This window comes from Virgisporangium aliadipatigenens, assembly GCF_016863615.1.
GTDB classification, from domain to species: Bacteria; Actinomycetota; Actinomycetes; order Mycobacteriales; family Micromonosporaceae; genus Virgisporangium; species Virgisporangium aliadipatigenens.
On record NZ_BOPF01000009.1, the window covers coordinates 15,727 to 32,841 of the forward strand.

The window sequence follows — 17,115 nt, forward strand, 5'->3', positions numbered from 1 at the left end:
GGCCTCGTGAGCGAGCCGATTCTTCAGGCCCGCGGGCTGTTCAAGCGCTACGGGCACGTGACGGCGTTGGACGGCGCGGACTTCGACCTCGAGCCCGGCGAGGTCCTCGCGGTCATCGGCGACAACGGCGCCGGTAAGTCCACGCTCATCAAGGTGCTCACCGGCGCCGAACGTCCCGACGCCGGTGAGGTCCGGCTCGACGGCCGGCCGCTGCACCTGCGCAACCCGCTCGACGCCCGCCGGCAGGGCATCGAGACCGTGTACCAGGATCTCGCCGTCGCGCCGGCCCTGGACATCGCCAGCAACCTGTACCTCGGCCGGGAACTGCGCCGAAAAGGGTTGCTGGGCAACGTTTTCCGGATGCTCGACACGCCAAGGATGCGGGCCGAGTCGGCGCGGCACATGGCGGAGCTGCGGATCGGCCTGCGCACGCTGACCCAGCCGGTGGAGAACCTCTCCGGCGGCCAGCGCCAGGGCGTCGCCGTGGCCCGCGCGGCGGCGTGGGGCAGCCGCGTCCTCGTGATGGACGAGCCGACCGCCGCGCTGGGCGTCAAGGAGTCCGGGCAGGTGCTCGACCTCATCCGCCGCATCCGCGACCGCGGCCTGCCGGTGGTGCTGGTCAGTCACAACATGCCGCACGTCTTCGAGATCGCCGACCGGATCCACGTGCAGCGCCTCGGCAAGCGCGTGGCGGTGGTCAAACCGTCGGAGTACTCGATGGCCGAGGTGGTCGCCGTGATGACCGGAGCGGTCACCGTCGACGGCGGCGCGGCGACCGTCGTGGACCGGGCCGCCGCCGACGCCGCGGGTCTGTCCACAGAGGACGATTCCGCGTGAACGCCCGGACGCGGGCCCACGGTTCGCGTCCCACCCTGCACGACGTGGCCCGGGAGGCGCAGGTCAGCGCCCGCACCGTCTCCCGGGTCCTCAACGACGAGCCGCGGATCAGCGCACCCACCCGCGAACGGGTCCTGCAAGCCGTGGCCCGCCTGGGATACCGGCGCAACGCCATGGCCCGCAACATGCGCGTCGGCGCCCGGGACTCCGCGGTCGGCCTGGTCATCCCGGACCTGGCCAATCCGTTCTTCAGTGTCGTCGCGGCGGCGGTGGAACGAACGCTGCGCACCAGGGGCCTGTACGTCGTCATCGCGTCGTCGGAGGAGGACCCGGCGCGGGAACGGGCCGTCGTCACCGACATGCTCGGCCGGCAGGTGGCGGCGCTCGTCGTGGTGCCCTCCGGCGACGACCACGCGTACCTGCGCCTGGAACGCCGTCGCGGCCTGCCCGTGGTGTTCCTGGACCGGCCGCCGAACCGCCTCGCGGCGGACGCGTTCGTCAGCGCGAACACCGACGGGGCGCACCAGGCCGTCACGCATCTGCTCGCGCACGGCCACCGGCGGATCGGCTTCATCGGCGACCGGCCCACGACGCTCTACACCCGCCGCGAACGCTTCCGCGGCTACCGTTCCGCGCTCGCGCAGGCGGGGATCGCCGTGGATCCCGCCCTGGTCGACCGCGGCCATCACGAGAACGACGCCGCCGAGGCGACCGTTCGGCTGCTGTCCGCTGTGGACCCGCCGACGGCGGTCTTCGCGGCGAACAACCTCGCCTGCATGGGCGCCATGATGGCGCTGGCCCGGGCCCGCCGCCGCGACGTGGCGCTGGTGGGCTTCGACGACTTCACGCTCGCCGACGTCTTCGACCCCGGCATCACCGTCGTGGCGCAGGACCCGCACGGGCTCGGCACCGCCGCCGCCGAACGCGTCTTCGCCCGCCTCGACGGCGATCGCGGCCGGGCCCGCACGACGGTTCTCGCGACGCGGCTGATCGTGCGCGGTTCCGGAGAGATCTCAGCATCCTGAGGAGTGGCACCATGGACCGTCGCACCGTTCTCAAGACCGGCCTCGCGGCGGGTGTGGCCTCGATGGCCGTTCCCGCGCTGGAGGAGCCCGCCGTGGCCGCCGACGACCTGCCCGGCTATCCCGAGTTCCCGTACCCGCCGACGGACTATCGGGAGCCGCTGCGCGGGCAGTTCCACTTCAGCGCGCGCTACGGCTGGATGAACGATCCCAACGGGCTCGTGTACCACGACGGGCAGTACCACCTCTTCTTCCAGCACAACCCGCACGGGCTCGAGTGGGCGGAGATGCACTGGGGCCACGCCACCAGTCCGGACCTGGTGCACTGGACGCAGAAGCCGATGGCGCTGCAACCGGGGACCCATCCCAACCGGCTCTGGTCCGGCAACGGCGTCGTCGACACCGCCGACGTGTCCGGGCTCGGTGCCGGGGCGCTGCTGGTCTTCACGGCCACCGAGGGGGTGGCGGTGGCGTACAGCACCGACGGCGCGCGGACGTTCCAGAACTACGACAACGGCCGCAAGCTCGTCGTGCCGCCCGGTACCGAGAGCCGCGACCCGGTGGTGCGCTGGGATCCCGGCAGCGGCCGGTGGGTGATGGTGGTGTGGTCGAACGGCGGCGGCAACGGCGGATCCTTCTACACCTCCCCCGACCTGCTGAACTGGACCTACCGCAGCCGCTTCGGCGCCGACTGGTTCTTCGAGTGCCCGGACTTCTTCCGCCTGCCGGTCGACGGCGACCCGGCCCGCACGCGCTGGGTGCTGACCCACGCCGGCGGCGACTACGTCATCGGCACCTTCGACGGCACCACCTTTCGGCCCGAGTGGCCGTCCCCGCAGCGGATGGACCACGGCACCAACTTCGCCGGCGGCACCTTCTACGCCGGGCAGACGTTCGGCGGGGTGCCGGACGGGCGGGTCGTGCAACTGGTGTGGCAGCAGGGCGACGTGCGCGGCGCCGCCTGGACCGGCAACGCGAGTTTCCCCTGCGAACTGCGCCTGGTGAGCTCCCCGGACGGGATCCGCCTCACCCGCACACCGGTGGCCGAGATCGCGCTGCTGCGCACCGGTTCGCAGACCTGGCGGGACCGCACGGTGCCGGCCGACGGCACGGGCGACCCCTTCGCCGGCCAGCACGCCGACACCTACGAGATTCTCGCCGAGTTCGACCTGTCGCGGACGACGGCGCGGCAGTTCGGGTTCCAGTTGCACCGGCGGCCCGACGGGACGGCCGATCGCACGCTCACCTACGACGTCGCCGCGCGAACCCTCGACGGCAGGCCGCTGCCGGCCGTGGACAACCTCCTCGAGCTGCGCCTGCTCGTCGACCGCGGGCAGCTGGAGATCTTCGGCAACGACGGGCTCTTCTCCTGGACGGACACCGTCGCGTTCAACAGTGCGGCGGACAGCCAGGGCATCCGGCTCTTCGCCACCGGCGGCGCGGTGCGCGTCGTCAGCGCGACCCTGCACCGGCTCGGCTCCGCGTGGGGTCGCGGCGAGTCCACATTGGACGGCAACCTCGCCGGGCCGTGGACAGCGGTCGGCGCCGTCTGGTCCGACACCCGGAACGGCAAGCAGGGCAACGCCGGCGGCGACGGCTTCTACCTGAGCGCCACGCGCGCCACGGACTTCGTCTACGAGGGCGACGTGCGCCTGGAGACGGCCCGGGCGGTGGCGCTCACGTTCCGGGCCAGCGCGGACGCCCGACAGCACTACACCGCCTGCGTCGACTCCGGCGGGATCGTGAAGCTGTGGCGCCCCGGCCGGGACATCGCCACCGCCCGCGCCGCGATCTTCAGCGGCCGCTGGTTCCATCTGAAGATCGAGGCGACGGGGCCGCGGATCCGGGTCCACCTCGACCACCGGCCGGTCATCGACGCGACCGACACGGCTTACGCCACCGGTCTTCTCGGCGCGAACGTCTACAGTGGAATCGCCACGGTGCAGAACCTGATGCTGAACGGCCCCGGCCTCGTCAGCACCCTCGCCGGCCCGTGGACGCCGGTCAGCGGCGCGTGGACGGTGCCGGTGGCCCGCCCCGGCCTGCACGGGCTCTCCCACTCGGACGCCTTCGCGCTCAGCGCCACGAGCCGGGCCGATCTCACCTACGAGGGCGACCTCACCATCGTCAACGGCACCGCGGCGGCACTGACGTTCCGCGCCAACGCCGACGCCTCCCAGCACTACACCGCGAACATCGACGCGGCCGGGCTGGTGAAGCTGTGGCGGCCGGGCCGCGACATCGCCACGTACGCGACGCCGATCCGGCAGGGTCGCCCGTACCACCTGCGGGTCGTGGCGACAGGTGCGCGGCTCCAGGTCTTCCTGGACGGTGGCGCCGCTCCGGTCATCGACGCCACGGACACCGCGTTCGGCTCGGGACTGTTGGGGGTCAACGTCTTCCGCGGCTCCGGGGTCGCGCAGAACCTGCGTCACACCTGACCACCCTTGCAGATAAGACAGTAGCGATATATCGTTACCGCCATGAGAACACACTTCAGAGGGCGGCCGGAGCGCCGCCACCATCACCCGGACGCCCCGCACGGGGGCATCCAGCACGGTCGCGGTCGCGGCGGACGTCGGCACGGCGGCCGCATGCCCCGCGGCGACGTCCGCACGGCCGTCCTGCTCCTGCTCGCCGACGAGCCGATGCACGGCTACCAGCTCATGCAGGCCGTGGCCGACCGCACCGGCGGCCAGTGGCGCCCCAGCCCGGGCGCCGTCTACCCCACCATCAACCAGCTCGAGGACGAGGGCCTCGTGACCATCACGGCCGACGCCGGGCGCAAGCTCGTGGCGCTCACCGACACCGGCCGCGAGCACGTGGCCGCGCTCGGCGATACCGACCCGTTCGCGTCGTTCGCGGACGGTGGGCGCCCGGTCGACCTGCACGGCGCCGTCCGGCAGGTGCACGAGGCCGTGCGCCAGGTCGGGCGCACCGGCACCGAGGACCAGATCGCGGCCGCCGCGCGGATCCTCGCCGACACCCGCAAGGCGCTTTACCTCCTGCTCGCCGACGGCCCGTCGACCACCTGAGAATCGCTCCGCACCCCCATGAGCTTCCAGGCATACCTCGACACCAGCGACAGGCACGTGGGGACCACCGGCAGGCACCGGGACGAGTCCACCACCCTGCACCTCGACGGCGTGCACAACCGCCCCTGACGGGGCCGTCAGGCGTGGCGGGAAGGTCGCGCTCCTCGACTCCACTGTGGACGGTCACGGCCTCGCCGCGCCGCGCTGAACAACTCGGCCGCCGGACTTCGCCCGCACGCCGCCTCCCGTACACGCGGATGGCGTTCGATCACGAGGATGCGCACCGTCCGGGTCCGGCTCGCCGCCGAGTACGTCCTCGTCTTCTTCGTGCTCGTCGGCGGATACGCCTGGCTCCGGCCGCCCGGCGGGCCCGTCCCACCGCTCGTGCTGCTCTGCGGGGCGGCCCTGTGGTGGCTGCGGCGGCGGCCGGAGTTCGACCGGCGGGACCTGTGGCGGTGGTCCGCCGTGCGGCCGGCGCTCCCCCGGATCCTCGCCCTGTGGGCCGTCGCGACGGCCGCCACGCTCGTGGTCGTCACACTGGTCGAGCCGCAGCGGCTGTTCCAGCTGCCGCGCCAGGAACCGTTGCTGTGGTTGGCAATCATGGCGTTCTACCCGCTGGTGTCGGTGTATCCGCAGGAGGTGTTGTTCCGGGCTTTCCTGCTGCACCGGTACGCGCCGGTGTTCGGCTCCGGGTGGGGCGTGGTGGCCGCCAGCGCGGCGGCGTTCGGCTTCGCGCACATCATCTTCGGCAACGTGATCGCCGTCGCGGCGACGCTCGTCGGTGGGTGGATGTTCGCGCGGAGGTACCGGCGGACCCACTCGCTCGCGGCGGTCTGCGTCGAACACGCCCTGTACGGCGTCGCCATCTTCACCGTCGGGCTCGGCGACCTGTTCTACCACGGCACAAGCCGCTGACCCGCCCGATCGCGCCGCTGCCGCCCCGGGTAAGGAGCGCGTCGGCGACGGTGTGCGCAGATCGTTCCCACGACCGTCCACACAGGACGGTCGATGCCCCCCTCGTCATCAGATCCACCACGATGAACACCGGCACGCACAACGGGTCGAGCGCGCCCGCCACGCCGTGGCCGTCAGCCGCAACGGCACCGGCCGTCCCACGCGCTGCAACCCCTACGCCGCAACGGCCGCCGCGTCGGTTCGAGGTGACGGCTCGCACGTTTCTCCGTTTGCCCCTTCCCGTAAGGGTCGATGGCGTGAAATGGTACGCAGGGTTTAACACCGGTGAACGGACGGAGGTGGGCAGCATGGCCAAGAAGTCGAAGAAGGACAAGAAGGACAAGAAGAGCAAGAAGAAGGACAAGAAGAAGTAGCTTGCGGTCGATGCCGCGTCGGCCCGCTGCCGTTGGTGTGGCGGGTTCGACGGCGGCCGCCGCCGGCAATTCATCAGTCGCACGCCTGATGTGCGACCACCGCTGCCACGGACGTCATTCGACGTTCTCAGCCTCGGTAAGGTGCGCAACCCCCTGACCGCCGTCGCGGCCGCGATCGTCGCCGGCGGGCTCGTCCTGCAACTGCTGTTCGTCCCCCTGCTGCTGCTCGTGCGCGGCGCCTGGTGGGGACTGGTGTTGGTGCCCGTCGCGGCGACGACGATGCCGCTGTGGTCCCTGGTGCACGAGGCGATCCACGGCACACTCTCCGCCGATCGTCGGTGGAACGACCGCTGCGGCCGCGCGCTCGCCGTCGGTTACGGCGCGCCGTTCGTGTTGCTCAAGGGTGGGCATCTGCTGCACCACCGCTACAGCCGCACCCGTAAGGAGCGCACCGAGGTCTTCGACCCCACGCGCACCACGAGAACACGCGCGGCACCGCTGTACTACGTGAGACTCCTCGGCGGGCTGTACCTGTCGGAAGCGGCGTCCGTTCTGCTGGCCGTGCTGCCGCGGCGCGCGTGGTACCGCCTCGCCGCGCGGTGGGACAGCCCGGACACCGTCACCCGTGAGCTCCTGGAACGGGTGGCCGCGCGCCAGCTCCGCCGGGGCTGCGCTGGCACGAACTGCGGGCCGCGTTCGACGCCGACGGCGACCGGTTCCATCTCGGCTGGGTCGAGGCGGTGGCGCGGCAGTTCCGCGGGCCGATCCCGGAGACCGATCCGGCGATCCGTGCGCCTGACGGGTGAACGACACGCCTTTTGTGCACGGGGACACCTACGGCGACGTCGGGCGGTGCAGAATCGGCCGCGTCGCCGTTCCCCCACGATCGGAGCACCCCCATGACCCACGCGGACGTCCTCATCCTGACGGCGCTGCCGAAGGAGCTGAAGGCGGCGAAGGCCGCCGGCGCGGAGGCCGGCATCGCGTCGTGGTCGGAGGAGGGTCGCTACACGGACAGCCCGTACTGGCGCGGCGATCTTCTCTGCGGGGACGGCCGGAAGCTGTCGGTGGCGCTGGCCCGCCCGACCCGGATGGGCAGCCGCTCGTTGATCGGCCCGGCGACGGAGCTGACCCGGCTGCTGAGGCCGCGCTGTCTCGCGATGACCGGGGTCTGCGCGGGTCACCCGGAACGTACCGCGTTCGGGGACGTCATCGTGGCCGAGGTCGCCTACGACTACGGCGAGGGAAAGCTCGGCGAGACGGAGTTCAGCGGCGACCACCGCCAGTACAAGCTCAACGAGCGGTGGCTGTTCGCGGCGCAGGACTTCGAGCCCGACGGGCTGCCGAGCCACGGTGCCGCCACGGTGATGGACGCCGCGATCTGGTTCCTGGAAAGGCTTCTGCGCGGGCAGGACCCGGCGAAGCATCCGGCCCGGGCGCGGTACTTCCCGCGCAACACGTGGGCGCCCCGGCTCGAGGCGATCGCGGCGGACGGGCTGATCGTCCGGGACGGCTCGGGATACTCGCTCACGCCCGACGGTCGGGAGTACGTCGAGCGCGTCCTCTTCGACGACGTCGACGGACCGTCGCGACTGCCGTTCGCGGTGGTGACCGGGCCGATGGCAAGCGGCAGCGCGGTCCGGGCCGACGGCCGGGCGTGGCAGCAACTGGCCGCCATGGGGATGCGTTCGATCGTCGGGCTGGAGATGGAGGGCGCGGCGCTCGCCACGGTGGCGCAGTCGCAGAAGGTTCCCGAGTGGGTGGTGGTGAAGGGCGTGATGGATCACGCCGACGGGGACAAGGACGACCGCTTCAAGGAGTTCGCGGCGACGGCCTCCGCCGAGGTCCTCTTCGCGCTGCTGGACCGGCTGGGCAGGCCGGCCGAGGGCGGCGCGGACGAGGACGTCACCCCGACGGCCGGCGCCGAGGGCGGCAAGTACCACGTCACCATCACCAACGCGCACGGCGTCCAGATCGGCGACCGCAACGTCCAGTGGAACGAGTTCCGCTGATCGGCGGTGGCGCTGACCCGGCAATCCCGATGTCACCTGGGGAAACTCTCAGCGAAACCGTACAGTCGCACGTGCTAGTTTGGGTACATGTCACGCTCCGACGACGGGTGCAGTACCGGGCCGGTCACTGACCGGCCTCCCCTTCCCGCCCCACGGGCCGCCACATGTTGATCATCATCGGCCTGCTGTCGATCACGCTGCTGACCGTGGCCACCGGCTACTTCGTGGCGCAGGAGTTCGCCTACGTCGCCGTGGACCGGGGCCGCCTGCGCGCCCTCGCCGAGTCCGGTGACGCCGCCGCCGAACGCGCCCTCACCGTGACGGCGCGGCTGTCGTTCATGCTCTCCGGCGCCCAGCTCGGCATCACCGTCACCGCGCTGCTCGCCGGTTACGTCGCCGAGCCGTACCTGGGGCAGGGCCTCGCCGCGCTGCTCGGCGCCGCCGGTGTACCCACCGCCGTCAGCCTCTCGGTGAGCGTGGCGCTGGCGCTGGTGTTCGCCACCGTCATCCAGATGGTCTTCGGCGAACTGGCACCGAAGAACCTCGCCATCGCCCGCCCCGAGACGCTGGCCCGCGCGCTGGCCCGCTCGACCCTGATGTACCTGGCGATCGCCGGGCCGCTGATCCGGCTCTTCGACGCCGCGTCCAACCGGCTGCTGCGGACGTTCGGGATCGAGCCGGTGGAGGAGCTGCCGCACGGCGCCACCCCCGAGGACCTCGACCGCATCATCGCCACGTCCCGCTCCGAGGGGCTGCTCGACGCGGAGACGTCGCGGCTGCTCGAGCACGGGCTGGAGTTCCGGGGGCGCACCGCCGCGGACGTCATGGTGCCGCGCGTGGACGTGGTGACCGTTCGGCCCGAGGACCCGGCCACGCGCGTGGTGGAGCTGCTCGACACCGGCCACAGCCGGTTCCCCGTCGTGGACGGCGCGGCCGACGAGCTGATCGGCGTCGTGCACATCTCCGACGTGGTCGACGTCGAGCCCGCGCAGCGGCACACCGTGCCGGCGCTCACGCTCGCCGCGCCGCCGGTGCTCGTTCCCGAGACGCTGCCGGTGCCGGCCGTGCTCGAACGCCTGCGCGCCGAACGCACCCAGCTCGCCTGCGTCATCGACGAGTTCGGCGGCTTCGCCGGTGTGGTGGGGCTGGAGGACATCGCCGAGGAACTGGTCGGCGACATCCGCGACACCGACGATCCGCCCGCGCCGAAGGCCGCCCGGCAGGACGACGGCTCCTGGCGCCTGCCGGCCCGCTGGCGGCTCGACGAGGTCGAGGAGGCGACCGGGGTCACGCTGCCGGAGCACGAGGACTACCGGACGCTCTCCGGGCTGGTGCTCAAGAGCCTGGGCCGGGTGGCCGTTCCGGGCGACACCGTCACCGTCGCGCTGCCGTCCACTGTGGACGGACCCGCCGGCGAGGTGCGGCTGCGCGTCGAGAGTGTGCGCCGGCACGTACCCGAGTCGGTCACCATCCACGGTGGAGGGTCGCGGTGACGCTCTTCTTCTCGCTGATCCTGTTGGCGCTCAACGCCTTCTTCGTCGCGGCCGAGTTCGCGCTCGTCGCCGCCAAGCGGCACCGGCTCGAGCAGGCCGCCGCCGAGGGCAGCCGCGGCGCACGGGCCGCCCTGGCCGGCGTGCGGGAGCTGTCGATGATGCTCGCCGGTGCGCAGCTGGGCATCACCTTGTGCACCCTCGGTCTCGGCGCGCTCGCGAAGCCGGCCGTGGCGCACCTGATGGAGCCGGCGTTCGAGTCCGTCGGGCTGCCGCCGGAGGCGGCCTACGGTGTGGCGTTCGTGCTCGCCGTGGCGGTCGTCGGGTTCCTGCACGTCGTCGTGGGCGAGATGGCGCCGAAGTCGTGGTCGATCAGCCATCCCGAGGACTCGGCGGTGTTGCTCGCGCCGGCTTTCCGGGCGTTCACCCGGATGACAAGGCCGGCACTGGCGGCCCTCAACGGCCTCGCCAACGCCGCGCTGCGACTGGTCCGCGTCGAGCCGCAGGACGAGCTCGCACAGGCCCACGGCCCCAACGAGCTGCGGATGCTGATCGCCGCCTCGAAGGAGCACGGCACGCTCCCGGACCCCGACCACGACCTGCTCACCGCGATGCTGTCCGTCTCCGACATCACCGTCGACCGGGTCATGACGCCGGCCGAGCGGATCGTGTCGGTCGCGCCCGAGACGCCCGCCCGCGAGGTCGAGCTGGCGTGCCGCCGCGCGGGCCTGTCCCGCCTCGCCGTCTCGGACGACGGTCGGATCACCGGGATCGTCCACCTGCGCGACGCGATCCGCGCCACCACCGCCGGTCATCAGGCCTTTGCGGGGGAACTGGCAACGCCTACGCTCTCGATTCCCGTCGACACGCCCGTGGCGACCGCCGTGGGAAAGCTGCGCGACCGGCAGGCCCAGCTGGCCGTGGTGTCCACTGTGGACGGCGGCGTCGCCGGTCTGGTGGCCCTGGAGGACCTGCTGGAGGAACTGATCGGCGACTTCGAGGACGAGACGGACCCGGTGCCCGGCGCCGCCCGCAGGCGCTGACCGGACACCGGGACGTCGCTCAACGCGGCGGTGCCTGCACCGGGTGACGCGTCCACCGGATGCCGTCGCTCGAGCGGTACACCGCCTCGGTGTCGAACGCCAGGAACACCCCGGGCGCGGGATTCGTGACCAGCGGGCCCCGCCCCATCGCCCGGTCGCCCAGCTTCGCCAGCACGTCCGGGGTCTCCTGCGTGTAGCCCGAACGGCCGGCGCCGCCGACCCACCACTGCCGCCCGTTCTGGCTCAGCCGGTGCGTGCCGTCGGCGGCGACGTAGGCGTGCGCGCTGTACAGGGTCGGCTCGGTCATGGCCGGCCCCGGCTCGTCCCGGTACCAGGTCGTCCCGCCGTCGTTCGTGCGGTACACGACGTACCGCCGCCCGGTGGGACCGTTCACCGCGATGAACGCGTAGGCGATGCCGCGTTCGGCCCCGACCGCCAGGGAGCCCAGCGCCGAACCGGGCGGCACGTCGGCCGCACCGGCCCCGAGCGTGTTCCGCACCCAGCTGCGGCCGCGGTCGTGACTGGTCGCGACGGTCAGCACCCCCGCGTCGTCGAACCCGGTGACCCACAACCCCACCGACGGGGGCACCGGCACGACGCGCAGATTCTCGACCGGCGGCTGCGTGGCCAGCGGCGCGGCGCGGCGCGTGGCCGGGTCGAAGGCCCCCACGACGCACGGCTGCGGGGGCAACCCGCCGTCGTAAGTGTTCATGCACTCCGCCCACCCGCCGGCCGGCACCTCGGCGACCGGCTCGGTCCGCAGCTCCAGCTCGGCCCAGGAGCGGCCGCCGTCGGTGCTGGTGCGGTACAGCGTGCTCGACCTCCGCTCGCCGTCGGCCGGCGGCTGCTCGACGAGGCGCAGCAGCACACCCGGTGCCGGTGAGCTGACCCGCCCGTCGCCGAACTCGGCCTGGCGCAGCGTCCAGGTGCGCCCACCGTCGTCGGAGCCCATCAGCGTCGCCGCGCAGGCGCGCTGCCCGCCCCCGTCCAGGACGCAGGAATTGACGCCCGCGTAGACGTGCTCGGCGTCGGTGGCGACCGCCGAGATGACGGTGCCGTTGCGGGTGTCGGCGGGCCAGCCGTCGGCGGTCGGGTCCGGTGACGGCCGCGCCGCGGGGTCGTTCCGCGCCGCCGACACCACCGCCAGTCCGGCGCCGGCGGTCAGCCCGATCACGGCCAGCAGCGCGGCGGCACCCATCGCCAGCCGCTGCTGCCGGCGCCGCCAACCCGCCCGGTACACGGCGTCGGCGGTCAGCCGGCTCGGTGGTGCCGGCGTGCCGGCCAGGTCCTCGAAGCGTTCCCGCAGCCCGTTCATCGCGTCCCCTCGGTCATCGCCATCGCGCCGTTGTCCCCCAGCTCCGCGCGCAGTTTCGCCAGGGCCTTGGCCGTCTGGCTCTTCACCGTCCCCTCGGCACACCCGAGCGTCGCGGCCGTCTCCGCGACGTCGAGATCCTGATAGAACCGGCACACGAGCACCGCCCGCTGCCGTGGCGGCAACCGCCGCAGCGCCTCCTCGAACGCCAGCCGCCGCGCCGCCCCCTCGGTGGAATCGTCGGGCGCAGCCCGCTCCGGCAGGGCGGCCACGCTCCGCTCGCGTCGCCGCCACACCCGCCGCACGTCGGCCAGGTACGTTCGCACCAGGACGGTGCGCACGTAGGCACCGAGCGCCTCCCGGTCGCGCACCTTCCTCCAGCGCACCGCCAACCGCATGAACGCCTTCTGCGTCAGGTCGTCCGCCCAGTGCCAGTCGCCGCAGAGCACGTACGCCGTGCGCCGAACGGCGTCCCGCCGCGCCGTGAAGTATTCCCGGAACTGTCTCTGATCCTCGGTCTCGCCGCCCCGCATGGGCACCTCCTCGCTCCAAGGTGCCCGTCGGCCGGGCGTTCGGTTGCCCGCTCCCGCCGGACAATTTCCGCGCGGCACGGTCGGCGGGACGGGACGCGTCTAACGCTCGACGTGGAACACGAACTCCGCCCAGTGCGCCCGCAGGAAGGCGTACCGGGCGGAGTTCCCCCACAGGGTCCGCAGGCGGGTGTCCACTGTGGAGCGGTGCGCGTCCACCCACTCCAGCATCGGCTCCGCCACCGGGCGGTACGACCAGTGCCAGCGTTCCTCGGTGTACGCGTGTGCGACGGCCGCCGACCGGGCGGTGAAGGGCTGGATGAAGCCGAACGCCGCGGCGTGGCGGGTCAGCCAGGAGTATTCGTTCGCCAGGCTTCCGCCGTCGGCGTAGTGCACGGCCGAGGTGTTCCACAGGTCCAGATCGGTGCCCCAGTGGTGCCGGGAGATGCCGGGGCCGCTGGAGGTGCGCATGATCTCCCTGCCCCGTTCCTCGGCGCTCAGCCCCTCCCAGCAGGTGCGGTGGGTGTCGTCGGCGGTGTCCCACTCGACGGCGGCGCCCAGCGCGGGGAACGCGGCGCGGGCCTCGTCGGTGATCGCACCGAACCTGCCGACCCCCACCTCGAAGTCGAACTTCCGGGACCAGATGCGTTCCTGCCGGGTGTAGTCGCGGTGCCCGGACACCACCGTCGGCCGCCCGGTCGCGGTGAACGTCGCACCGGGCGCCGCGGCGTCCGCCCGCAGCGCGGCGATCATGCGCTCCAGCTGAGCGGCGACCTCGCCGGTGACCGCGGCCGGCGGCGGTGCCACGCCGGTCATCCAGTCCAGGACGGCGCTCTCCCCCAACCCCGCGAACACGGGTGGAAGCTTACGCATGCGACGGCGCGAAACGCGGGTCAAGGTCAGCGACAACCCGCGTTTCGCGCCAGTACCTGCCGGCGTCGCTACGTCGCGGCGCAGGTGAGCGTCGGCGGGTCGTTCGTGGTGCCGTTCCACGCGCCGAGGAAGCCGAACGTGGTGCTGGACCCGGCGGCCACGGCGCCATTGTGCGAGAGGTTCCGGGCGGTCACCGTCGCACCGGAGCTCGTGGCGCTCGCCTCCCAGATCTGGGTGACCGTCTGGCCGTTGCGGAACGTCATCGTCACCGTCCAGCCGCCGATCGCGACCGTGCCGGCGGCGACGCGGACTTCGCCCTGGAAGCCGCCGGGCCACTGCCCGCGGGCCGTGTAGGTGGCGGTGCACGCCCTACCGGCCGGGACCGACGGCGACGCGCTGGACGGCGCCGCACTCGACGGCCCCGCCGAAGACGGCCGGGGCGAGGACGGGCCGGGTGAGGACGGCGCCGGTGAGACCGTTCCGCCCCAGCCCGCCGCGCTGTCGAGCCACGCGGCCCGCTGCGCCATCCAGTCCCGCATGACGGTGAGCTGTCCCTGCCAGGTGGCCGCCGTCGGCGTCACGAAGAAGCCGACCTGCGCCTGGGTCAGGATCGGCCAGCGCTGGAAGTTGCGCTGGGCGGCGTTCGCCAGCCGGGCGGTGAGCGTGGCGACGCGCTGGTTCAACGCCGTCGGGGAGAGCAGGCCCTGGCGCAGGCTCTGCCAGCGGCGCCGCACCTGGTCCACATAGGACGGATCCTGCAGCAGGCGCTGGTGCCAGTCGTTCGCGGACGGGCTGCGGGTCTGCTGGTACTGCCAGCCGCTGGTGGACTGGTTGTTGAAGAAGCCGCCGGTGTTGAACGACAGGTCGTAGTCCCACACCGGCCCGGCGGTGATCTTCCCGCCGCGGTCCTTGTAGAAGTACGCGCTGCGCACGTAGGCGTCCATCTCGCGGCCCAGTTCGTTGAGGATCGTCCGGTCGATGAACGACCCCACGTCGATGTACGCGGGATAGCCGGTCGCCGGGTCGGCGAAGCCGGGTGAGCGCAGCATGTCGTGGAACTGTTGCAGATGCTGCGTGAGCCAGGTGCGTTGGGTGGCGTTGAGCGGGTCCGGGTCGTCGACCTCCAGGTAGTGCCAGCAGGTGGTGTCGTTGCCGGCACACGGCAGGATCGGCTCCTCGGCCGCCATCCAGTCGAACTTCCAGATGTACCCGCCGGTGATCTTCGCCGGGTCGACGTCGTCCTCGTCGAGCTGCTTGAGGTTCAGCCGGTTCTTGGAGTTCTTGATGGTCTCGGTGAGCAGGTACACGCCCATGTAGTCGTTGGCGGCCATCGGCTGCGCGTCGGTGTTGAGGTACACCTCGAAGAACGCGAAGCGGGGCGCCTGCAGGCCCATGTCGCGCGCCAGCCCGTAGGCGAACGCGTCGTGGATCAGCGTCTTGTCCGGATACGGGCCGCGCAGCACCCAGTCGGAGTCGGCGGGCATGCCGCCCAACGGGTAGTCGGCGTCATCGTCGTCGTTCCCCCGCAACTCGAGGCGGTACGGCGCCTTGGGGAACGTCGCGCTGGACTGGCCGCGCAGGTGGATGCCGGCGCGGGTGGCGACGGCCGGTGCGGTGGCGAGCGTCGCGGACCCGCCGGAGGGCTGGATCTCCAGCACGGCGGCGTCGACGTAGTCCCGCCCGGGTGCCCCGCGCCCGTACGCGTCGAGCACGAGCAGCGGCAGGTCGTGGCTCGTGCCGACGGAGCCGCGCGCCACGTAGAGCGCGGTGCCGGGCGCCCCGGACGCGGCCCCGTTGACGTACGCCTGCGCCCGCACCTGGGTGGTGCGGGTCAGCGCGATCGGCGCCGAGTACACCGGTGAGGAGGCGTTCGGCAGCGTGCCGTCGGTGGTGTAGCGCAGCTGCGCGCCGGCGACGGAGGTGCTCAGCGCGACGCTCTGCGCGGTGGCGAAGGTGCCGCTCGGCGGCGTGAACACGATGTCGCCGAGCAGTTCGGTCCTCGACTCCGCCGCCTTGGCGCGGTCGGCGTCGGTCATGTCGGCGGGCGTGTAGGCGCCGGCGCCGGCGGCCGTGTCGGCGGCGGACTCCGGTGCCTGCACGGTGACCACGACCAGCGCGGCGGCCGCCAGCAGGACACCGCAGACGAGGCGTCTCATGTGGACACTCCTTCGGTGCGCGGGAAATGCCGGCGCAGCGTGCGCCACCAGGGCGTCGCGGGCAGGCCGGGGTGCAGGGCCGCGAGCCCCGTGGCGAACTTCGACACGCGCGCCGGCCGGTGCCCGTGTGTCCACAGGAGACGGTCGGCGGCCGAGGCGGTGGAACCGGTCTTCGTCTCCACGATCGCCAGGTGCGGCAACCGCAGCACCCGACCGCCGGTGCTTTCCCAGGTGAGGTCGACGTCGACGGTGACCCGGCTGGACGTCTCCGGCAGGAACAGCGTCGTGCGCCGGTAGCGGGTCACCAGCACCGGCGCGAAGTCGTGGTGGCCCACCGCGATGCGTTCGCCGGAGAGCACACCGGCGACGAATTCGCGTCCCGGGTGGATGGTGCCGCGGTGCGCGACGTCGTACGGCAGGCGGTTCTTCAGCGTGTCGCCGCGGCCGCCGCGCGTCTTCACCTCCAGCCAGCACTCCGCGGAGTCCACGTAGAGCCGCGTGCGTATCTTGAACCGGCGCCGGCGGCGGCGCGCGGCCAGCCGGTAGCAGTAGAGCGCCTCGGTGTCGAAGTACACCGACTCGTAGCCGAACTCCCGCACGCCGCCGATGTCGAGCACGAACGCCCTGTCGGACAACGCCTCCACGAGCCGGTCGGCCGCCTCGACCGGCAGCACGTACTTCCGGTCGAACCGGCACTGCAACGCGGCGCGCTCGACCAGTTCGGCGAGCTCGATCGCGGGGAGCGTGGTGGCCGCGGCCGTCATCGCAGCACCTTGTCGCGGTCGAGGGTGACGACCCGGGACGGTCCGGCGTAGCGCACGTCGACGACGGTGGTGTCGTTGACCAGGTCGACGCGTTCGACGTTTGCGGAGTAGACGCGCGTGCCGAGCAGCCGTTGCAGGTGCGCGAGGAGTGCGGCGTCGTCGGTGACGGCGGTGTCGAGCACCATCACCTGCCGCCGGTGCCCGCGCAGCAGTCGCGGATGGTCGCCGACATACATCACCGCCAGAAGCAACGCCATCATCGCCACCGGCCGCCACAGCGGGGTGGCGTCGAGCGCGCCGAGGATGCCGAGCGCGAGCGCGCAGAAGTAGTACGCCACCTCCTGCTGATCCAGCTCGGTGGAGCGCAGCCGGATGATCGACAGCACCCCGAACAGCGCGAATCCGAGGCCGAGCCCGGCTCCGGCACCGGCCGCGCCGAGCGATCCGGCGACGGCCAGCACGCCGATGTTCACCCCGAGGTAGGCGACGACGAGGTCGCGCCGGCGGTGGCGGGGCACGTAGAGGCCGAAGACGAGCACGGTGACGGCGACGAGGTCGCTCCCGAAGAGCAACAGTTGGGGCATGCGGTCCACCCTTCGGTACGCAGACTTTCGGTGTACGGCAGGTATCCGCCGGGGAACGGAAAGTGGTCCAAAGAATGTCCATCGGAGGCCGTGAATACAACCGCGCGCCCCGGTTGCGGGGCGGACTTT

Annotated in this window: 15 protein-coding genes; 9 read left to right on the top strand and 6 right to left on the bottom strand. The window is 72.3% G+C overall.

Translation table 11 applies throughout. The features are described from left to right. Nucleotides 1-6: 6 nt before the first annotated feature. The 9 genes from Val02_RS14300 to Val02_RS14340 all read left to right on the top strand — a co-directional run bounded on the left by Val02_RS14300 (nucleotide 7) and on the right by Val02_RS14340 (nucleotide 10,767). Nucleotides 7-837: an ATP-binding cassette domain-containing protein gene (locus tag Val02_RS14300; RefSeq protein WP_203899535.1), complete on the top strand. Its 831-nt coding sequence runs from the start codon at nucleotides 7-9 to the stop codon at nucleotides 835-837. Continuing rightward, on the top strand, nucleotides 834-1,862 hold the full coding sequence (locus Val02_RS14305) for a LacI family DNA-binding transcriptional regulator (RefSeq protein WP_203899536.1): 1,029 nt from the start codon (nucleotides 834-836) through the stop codon (nucleotides 1,860-1,862). Before Val02_RS14300 ends, Val02_RS14305 begins: the two co-directional genes overlap by 4 nt. A gap of 11 nt (nucleotides 1,863-1,873) precedes the next feature. Continuing rightward, nucleotides 1,874-4,300: a glycoside hydrolase family 32 protein gene (locus Val02_RS14310; RefSeq protein WP_203899537.1), complete on the top strand. Its 2,427-nt coding sequence runs from the start codon at nucleotides 1,874-1,876 to the stop codon at nucleotides 4,298-4,300. 42 nt (nucleotides 4,301-4,342) lie between these two features. Continuing rightward, nucleotides 4,343-4,894 carry a PadR family transcriptional regulator gene (locus Val02_RS14315; protein WP_203899538.1) on the top strand — a complete coding sequence of 184 codons (552 nt, stop codon included), beginning with the start codon at nucleotides 4,343-4,345 and terminating at the stop codon, nucleotides 4,892-4,894. A 276-nt stretch (nucleotides 4,895-5,170) separates the two neighbouring features. Next, nucleotides 5,171-5,809, top strand: a complete 639-nt coding sequence (locus Val02_RS14320) for a CPBP family glutamic-type intramembrane protease (RefSeq protein ID WP_203899539.1) — start codon at nucleotides 5,171-5,173, stop codon at nucleotides 5,807-5,809. Nucleotides 5,810-6,363: 554 nt separating this feature from the next. Then, complete coding sequence (locus tag Val02_RS14325) at nucleotides 6,364-7,125, top strand: fatty acid desaturase (RefSeq protein ID WP_203899540.1); 762 nt, start codon at nucleotides 6,364-6,366, stop codon at nucleotides 7,123-7,125. Beyond that, nucleotides 7,122-8,234 (top strand): 5'-methylthioadenosine/S-adenosylhomocysteine nucleosidase family protein, encoded by a 1,113-nt coding sequence (locus Val02_RS14330; protein ID WP_203899798.1) that lies wholly within the window; start codon nucleotides 7,122-7,124, stop codon nucleotides 8,232-8,234. Before Val02_RS14325 ends, Val02_RS14330 begins: the two co-directional genes overlap by 4 nt. Nucleotides 8,235-8,398: 164 nt before the next feature. After that, the gene (locus tag Val02_RS14335; RefSeq protein ID WP_203899541.1) at nucleotides 8,399-9,727 is read left to right on the top strand and encodes a hemolysin family protein; all 1,329 of its coding nucleotides are present in this window, start codon (nucleotides 8,399-8,401) and stop codon (nucleotides 9,725-9,727) included. After that, nucleotides 9,724-10,767, top strand: a complete 1,044-nt coding sequence (locus tag Val02_RS14340) for a hemolysin family protein (RefSeq protein WP_203899542.1) — start codon at nucleotides 9,724-9,726, stop codon at nucleotides 10,765-10,767. The genes Val02_RS14335 and Val02_RS14340 overlap by 4 nt, the downstream gene beginning before the upstream one ends. Before the next feature lie 19 nt (nucleotides 10,768-10,786). On the opposite strand, the gene Val02_RS14345 is transcribed toward Val02_RS14340, so the two are convergent. The 6 genes from Val02_RS14345 to Val02_RS14370 all read right to left on the bottom strand — a co-directional run bounded on the left by Val02_RS14345 (nucleotide 10,787) and on the right by Val02_RS14370 (nucleotide 16,986). Next, the gene (locus Val02_RS14345; protein WP_203899543.1) at nucleotides 10,787-12,082 is read right to left on the bottom strand and encodes a sialidase family protein; all 1,296 of its coding nucleotides are present in this window, start codon (nucleotides 12,080-12,082) and stop codon (nucleotides 10,787-10,789) included. Continuing rightward, nucleotides 12,079-12,612: a SigE family RNA polymerase sigma factor gene (locus Val02_RS14350; RefSeq protein WP_203899544.1), complete on the bottom strand. Its 534-nt coding sequence runs from the start codon at nucleotides 12,610-12,612 to the stop codon at nucleotides 12,079-12,081. The genes Val02_RS14345 and Val02_RS14350 overlap by 4 nt, the downstream gene beginning before the upstream one ends. 99 nt (nucleotides 12,613-12,711) lie before the next feature. Next, the gene (locus Val02_RS14355) at nucleotides 12,712-13,464 is read right to left on the bottom strand and encodes a D-alanyl-D-alanine carboxypeptidase family protein (RefSeq protein ID WP_203899545.1); all 753 of its coding nucleotides are present in this window, start codon (nucleotides 13,462-13,464) and stop codon (nucleotides 12,712-12,714) included. A gap of 86 nt (nucleotides 13,465-13,550) precedes the next feature. Further along, nucleotides 13,551-15,638 carry a CotH kinase family protein gene (locus Val02_RS14360; protein ID WP_203899546.1) on the bottom strand — a complete coding sequence of 696 codons (2,088 nt, stop codon included), beginning with the start codon at nucleotides 15,636-15,638 and terminating at the stop codon, nucleotides 13,551-13,553. After that, nucleotides 15,635-16,402: a polyphosphate polymerase domain-containing protein gene (locus Val02_RS14365; RefSeq protein WP_203899547.1), complete on the bottom strand. Its 768-nt coding sequence runs from the start codon at nucleotides 16,400-16,402 to the stop codon at nucleotides 15,635-15,637. The genes Val02_RS14360 and Val02_RS14365 overlap by 4 nt, the downstream gene beginning before the upstream one ends. Then, the gene (locus Val02_RS14370; RefSeq protein WP_203899548.1) at nucleotides 16,399-16,986 is read right to left on the bottom strand and encodes a DUF4956 domain-containing protein; all 588 of its coding nucleotides are present in this window, start codon (nucleotides 16,984-16,986) and stop codon (nucleotides 16,399-16,401) included. The genes Val02_RS14365 and Val02_RS14370 overlap by 4 nt, the downstream gene beginning before the upstream one ends. Nucleotides 16,987-17,115: the final 129 nt, after the last annotated feature.

Bases quoted from the DNA above. Each gene is read 5' to 3' on its own strand.
- Val02_RS14310 (WP_203899537.1), top strand. From the start codon at position 1,874: ATGGACCGTCGCACCGTTCTCAAGACCGGCCTCGCGGCGGGTGTGGCC.
- Val02_RS14315 (WP_203899538.1), top strand. From the start codon at position 4,343: ATGAGAACACACTTCAGAGGGCGGCCGGAGCGCCGCCACCATCACCCG.
- Val02_RS14320 (WP_203899539.1), top strand. From the start codon at position 5,171: ATGCGCACCGTCCGGGTCCGGCTCGCCGCCGAGTACGTCCTCGTCTTC.
- Val02_RS14330 (WP_203899798.1), top strand. From the start codon at position 7,122: ATGACCCACGCGGACGTCCTCATCCTGACGGCGCTGCCGAAGGAGCTG.
- Val02_RS14335 (WP_203899541.1), top strand. From the start codon at position 8,399: ATGTTGATCATCATCGGCCTGCTGTCGATCACGCTGCTGACCGTGGCC.
- Val02_RS14345 (WP_203899543.1), bottom strand. From the start codon at position 12,082: ATGAACGGGCTGCGGGAACGCTTCGAGGACCTGGCCGGCACGCCGGCA.
- Val02_RS14350 (WP_203899544.1), bottom strand. From the start codon at position 12,612: ATGCGGGGCGGCGAGACCGAGGATCAGAGACAGTTCCGGGAATACTTC.
- Val02_RS14360 (WP_203899546.1), bottom strand. From the start codon at position 15,638: ATGAGACGCCTCGTCTGCGGTGTCCTGCTGGCGGCCGCCGCGCTGGTC.
- Val02_RS14365 (WP_203899547.1), bottom strand. From the start codon at position 16,402: ATGACGGCCGCGGCCACCACGCTCCCCGCGATCGAGCTCGCCGAACTG.
- Val02_RS14370 (WP_203899548.1), bottom strand. From the start codon at position 16,986: ATGCCCCAACTGTTGCTCTTCGGGAGCGACCTCGTCGCCGTCACCGTG.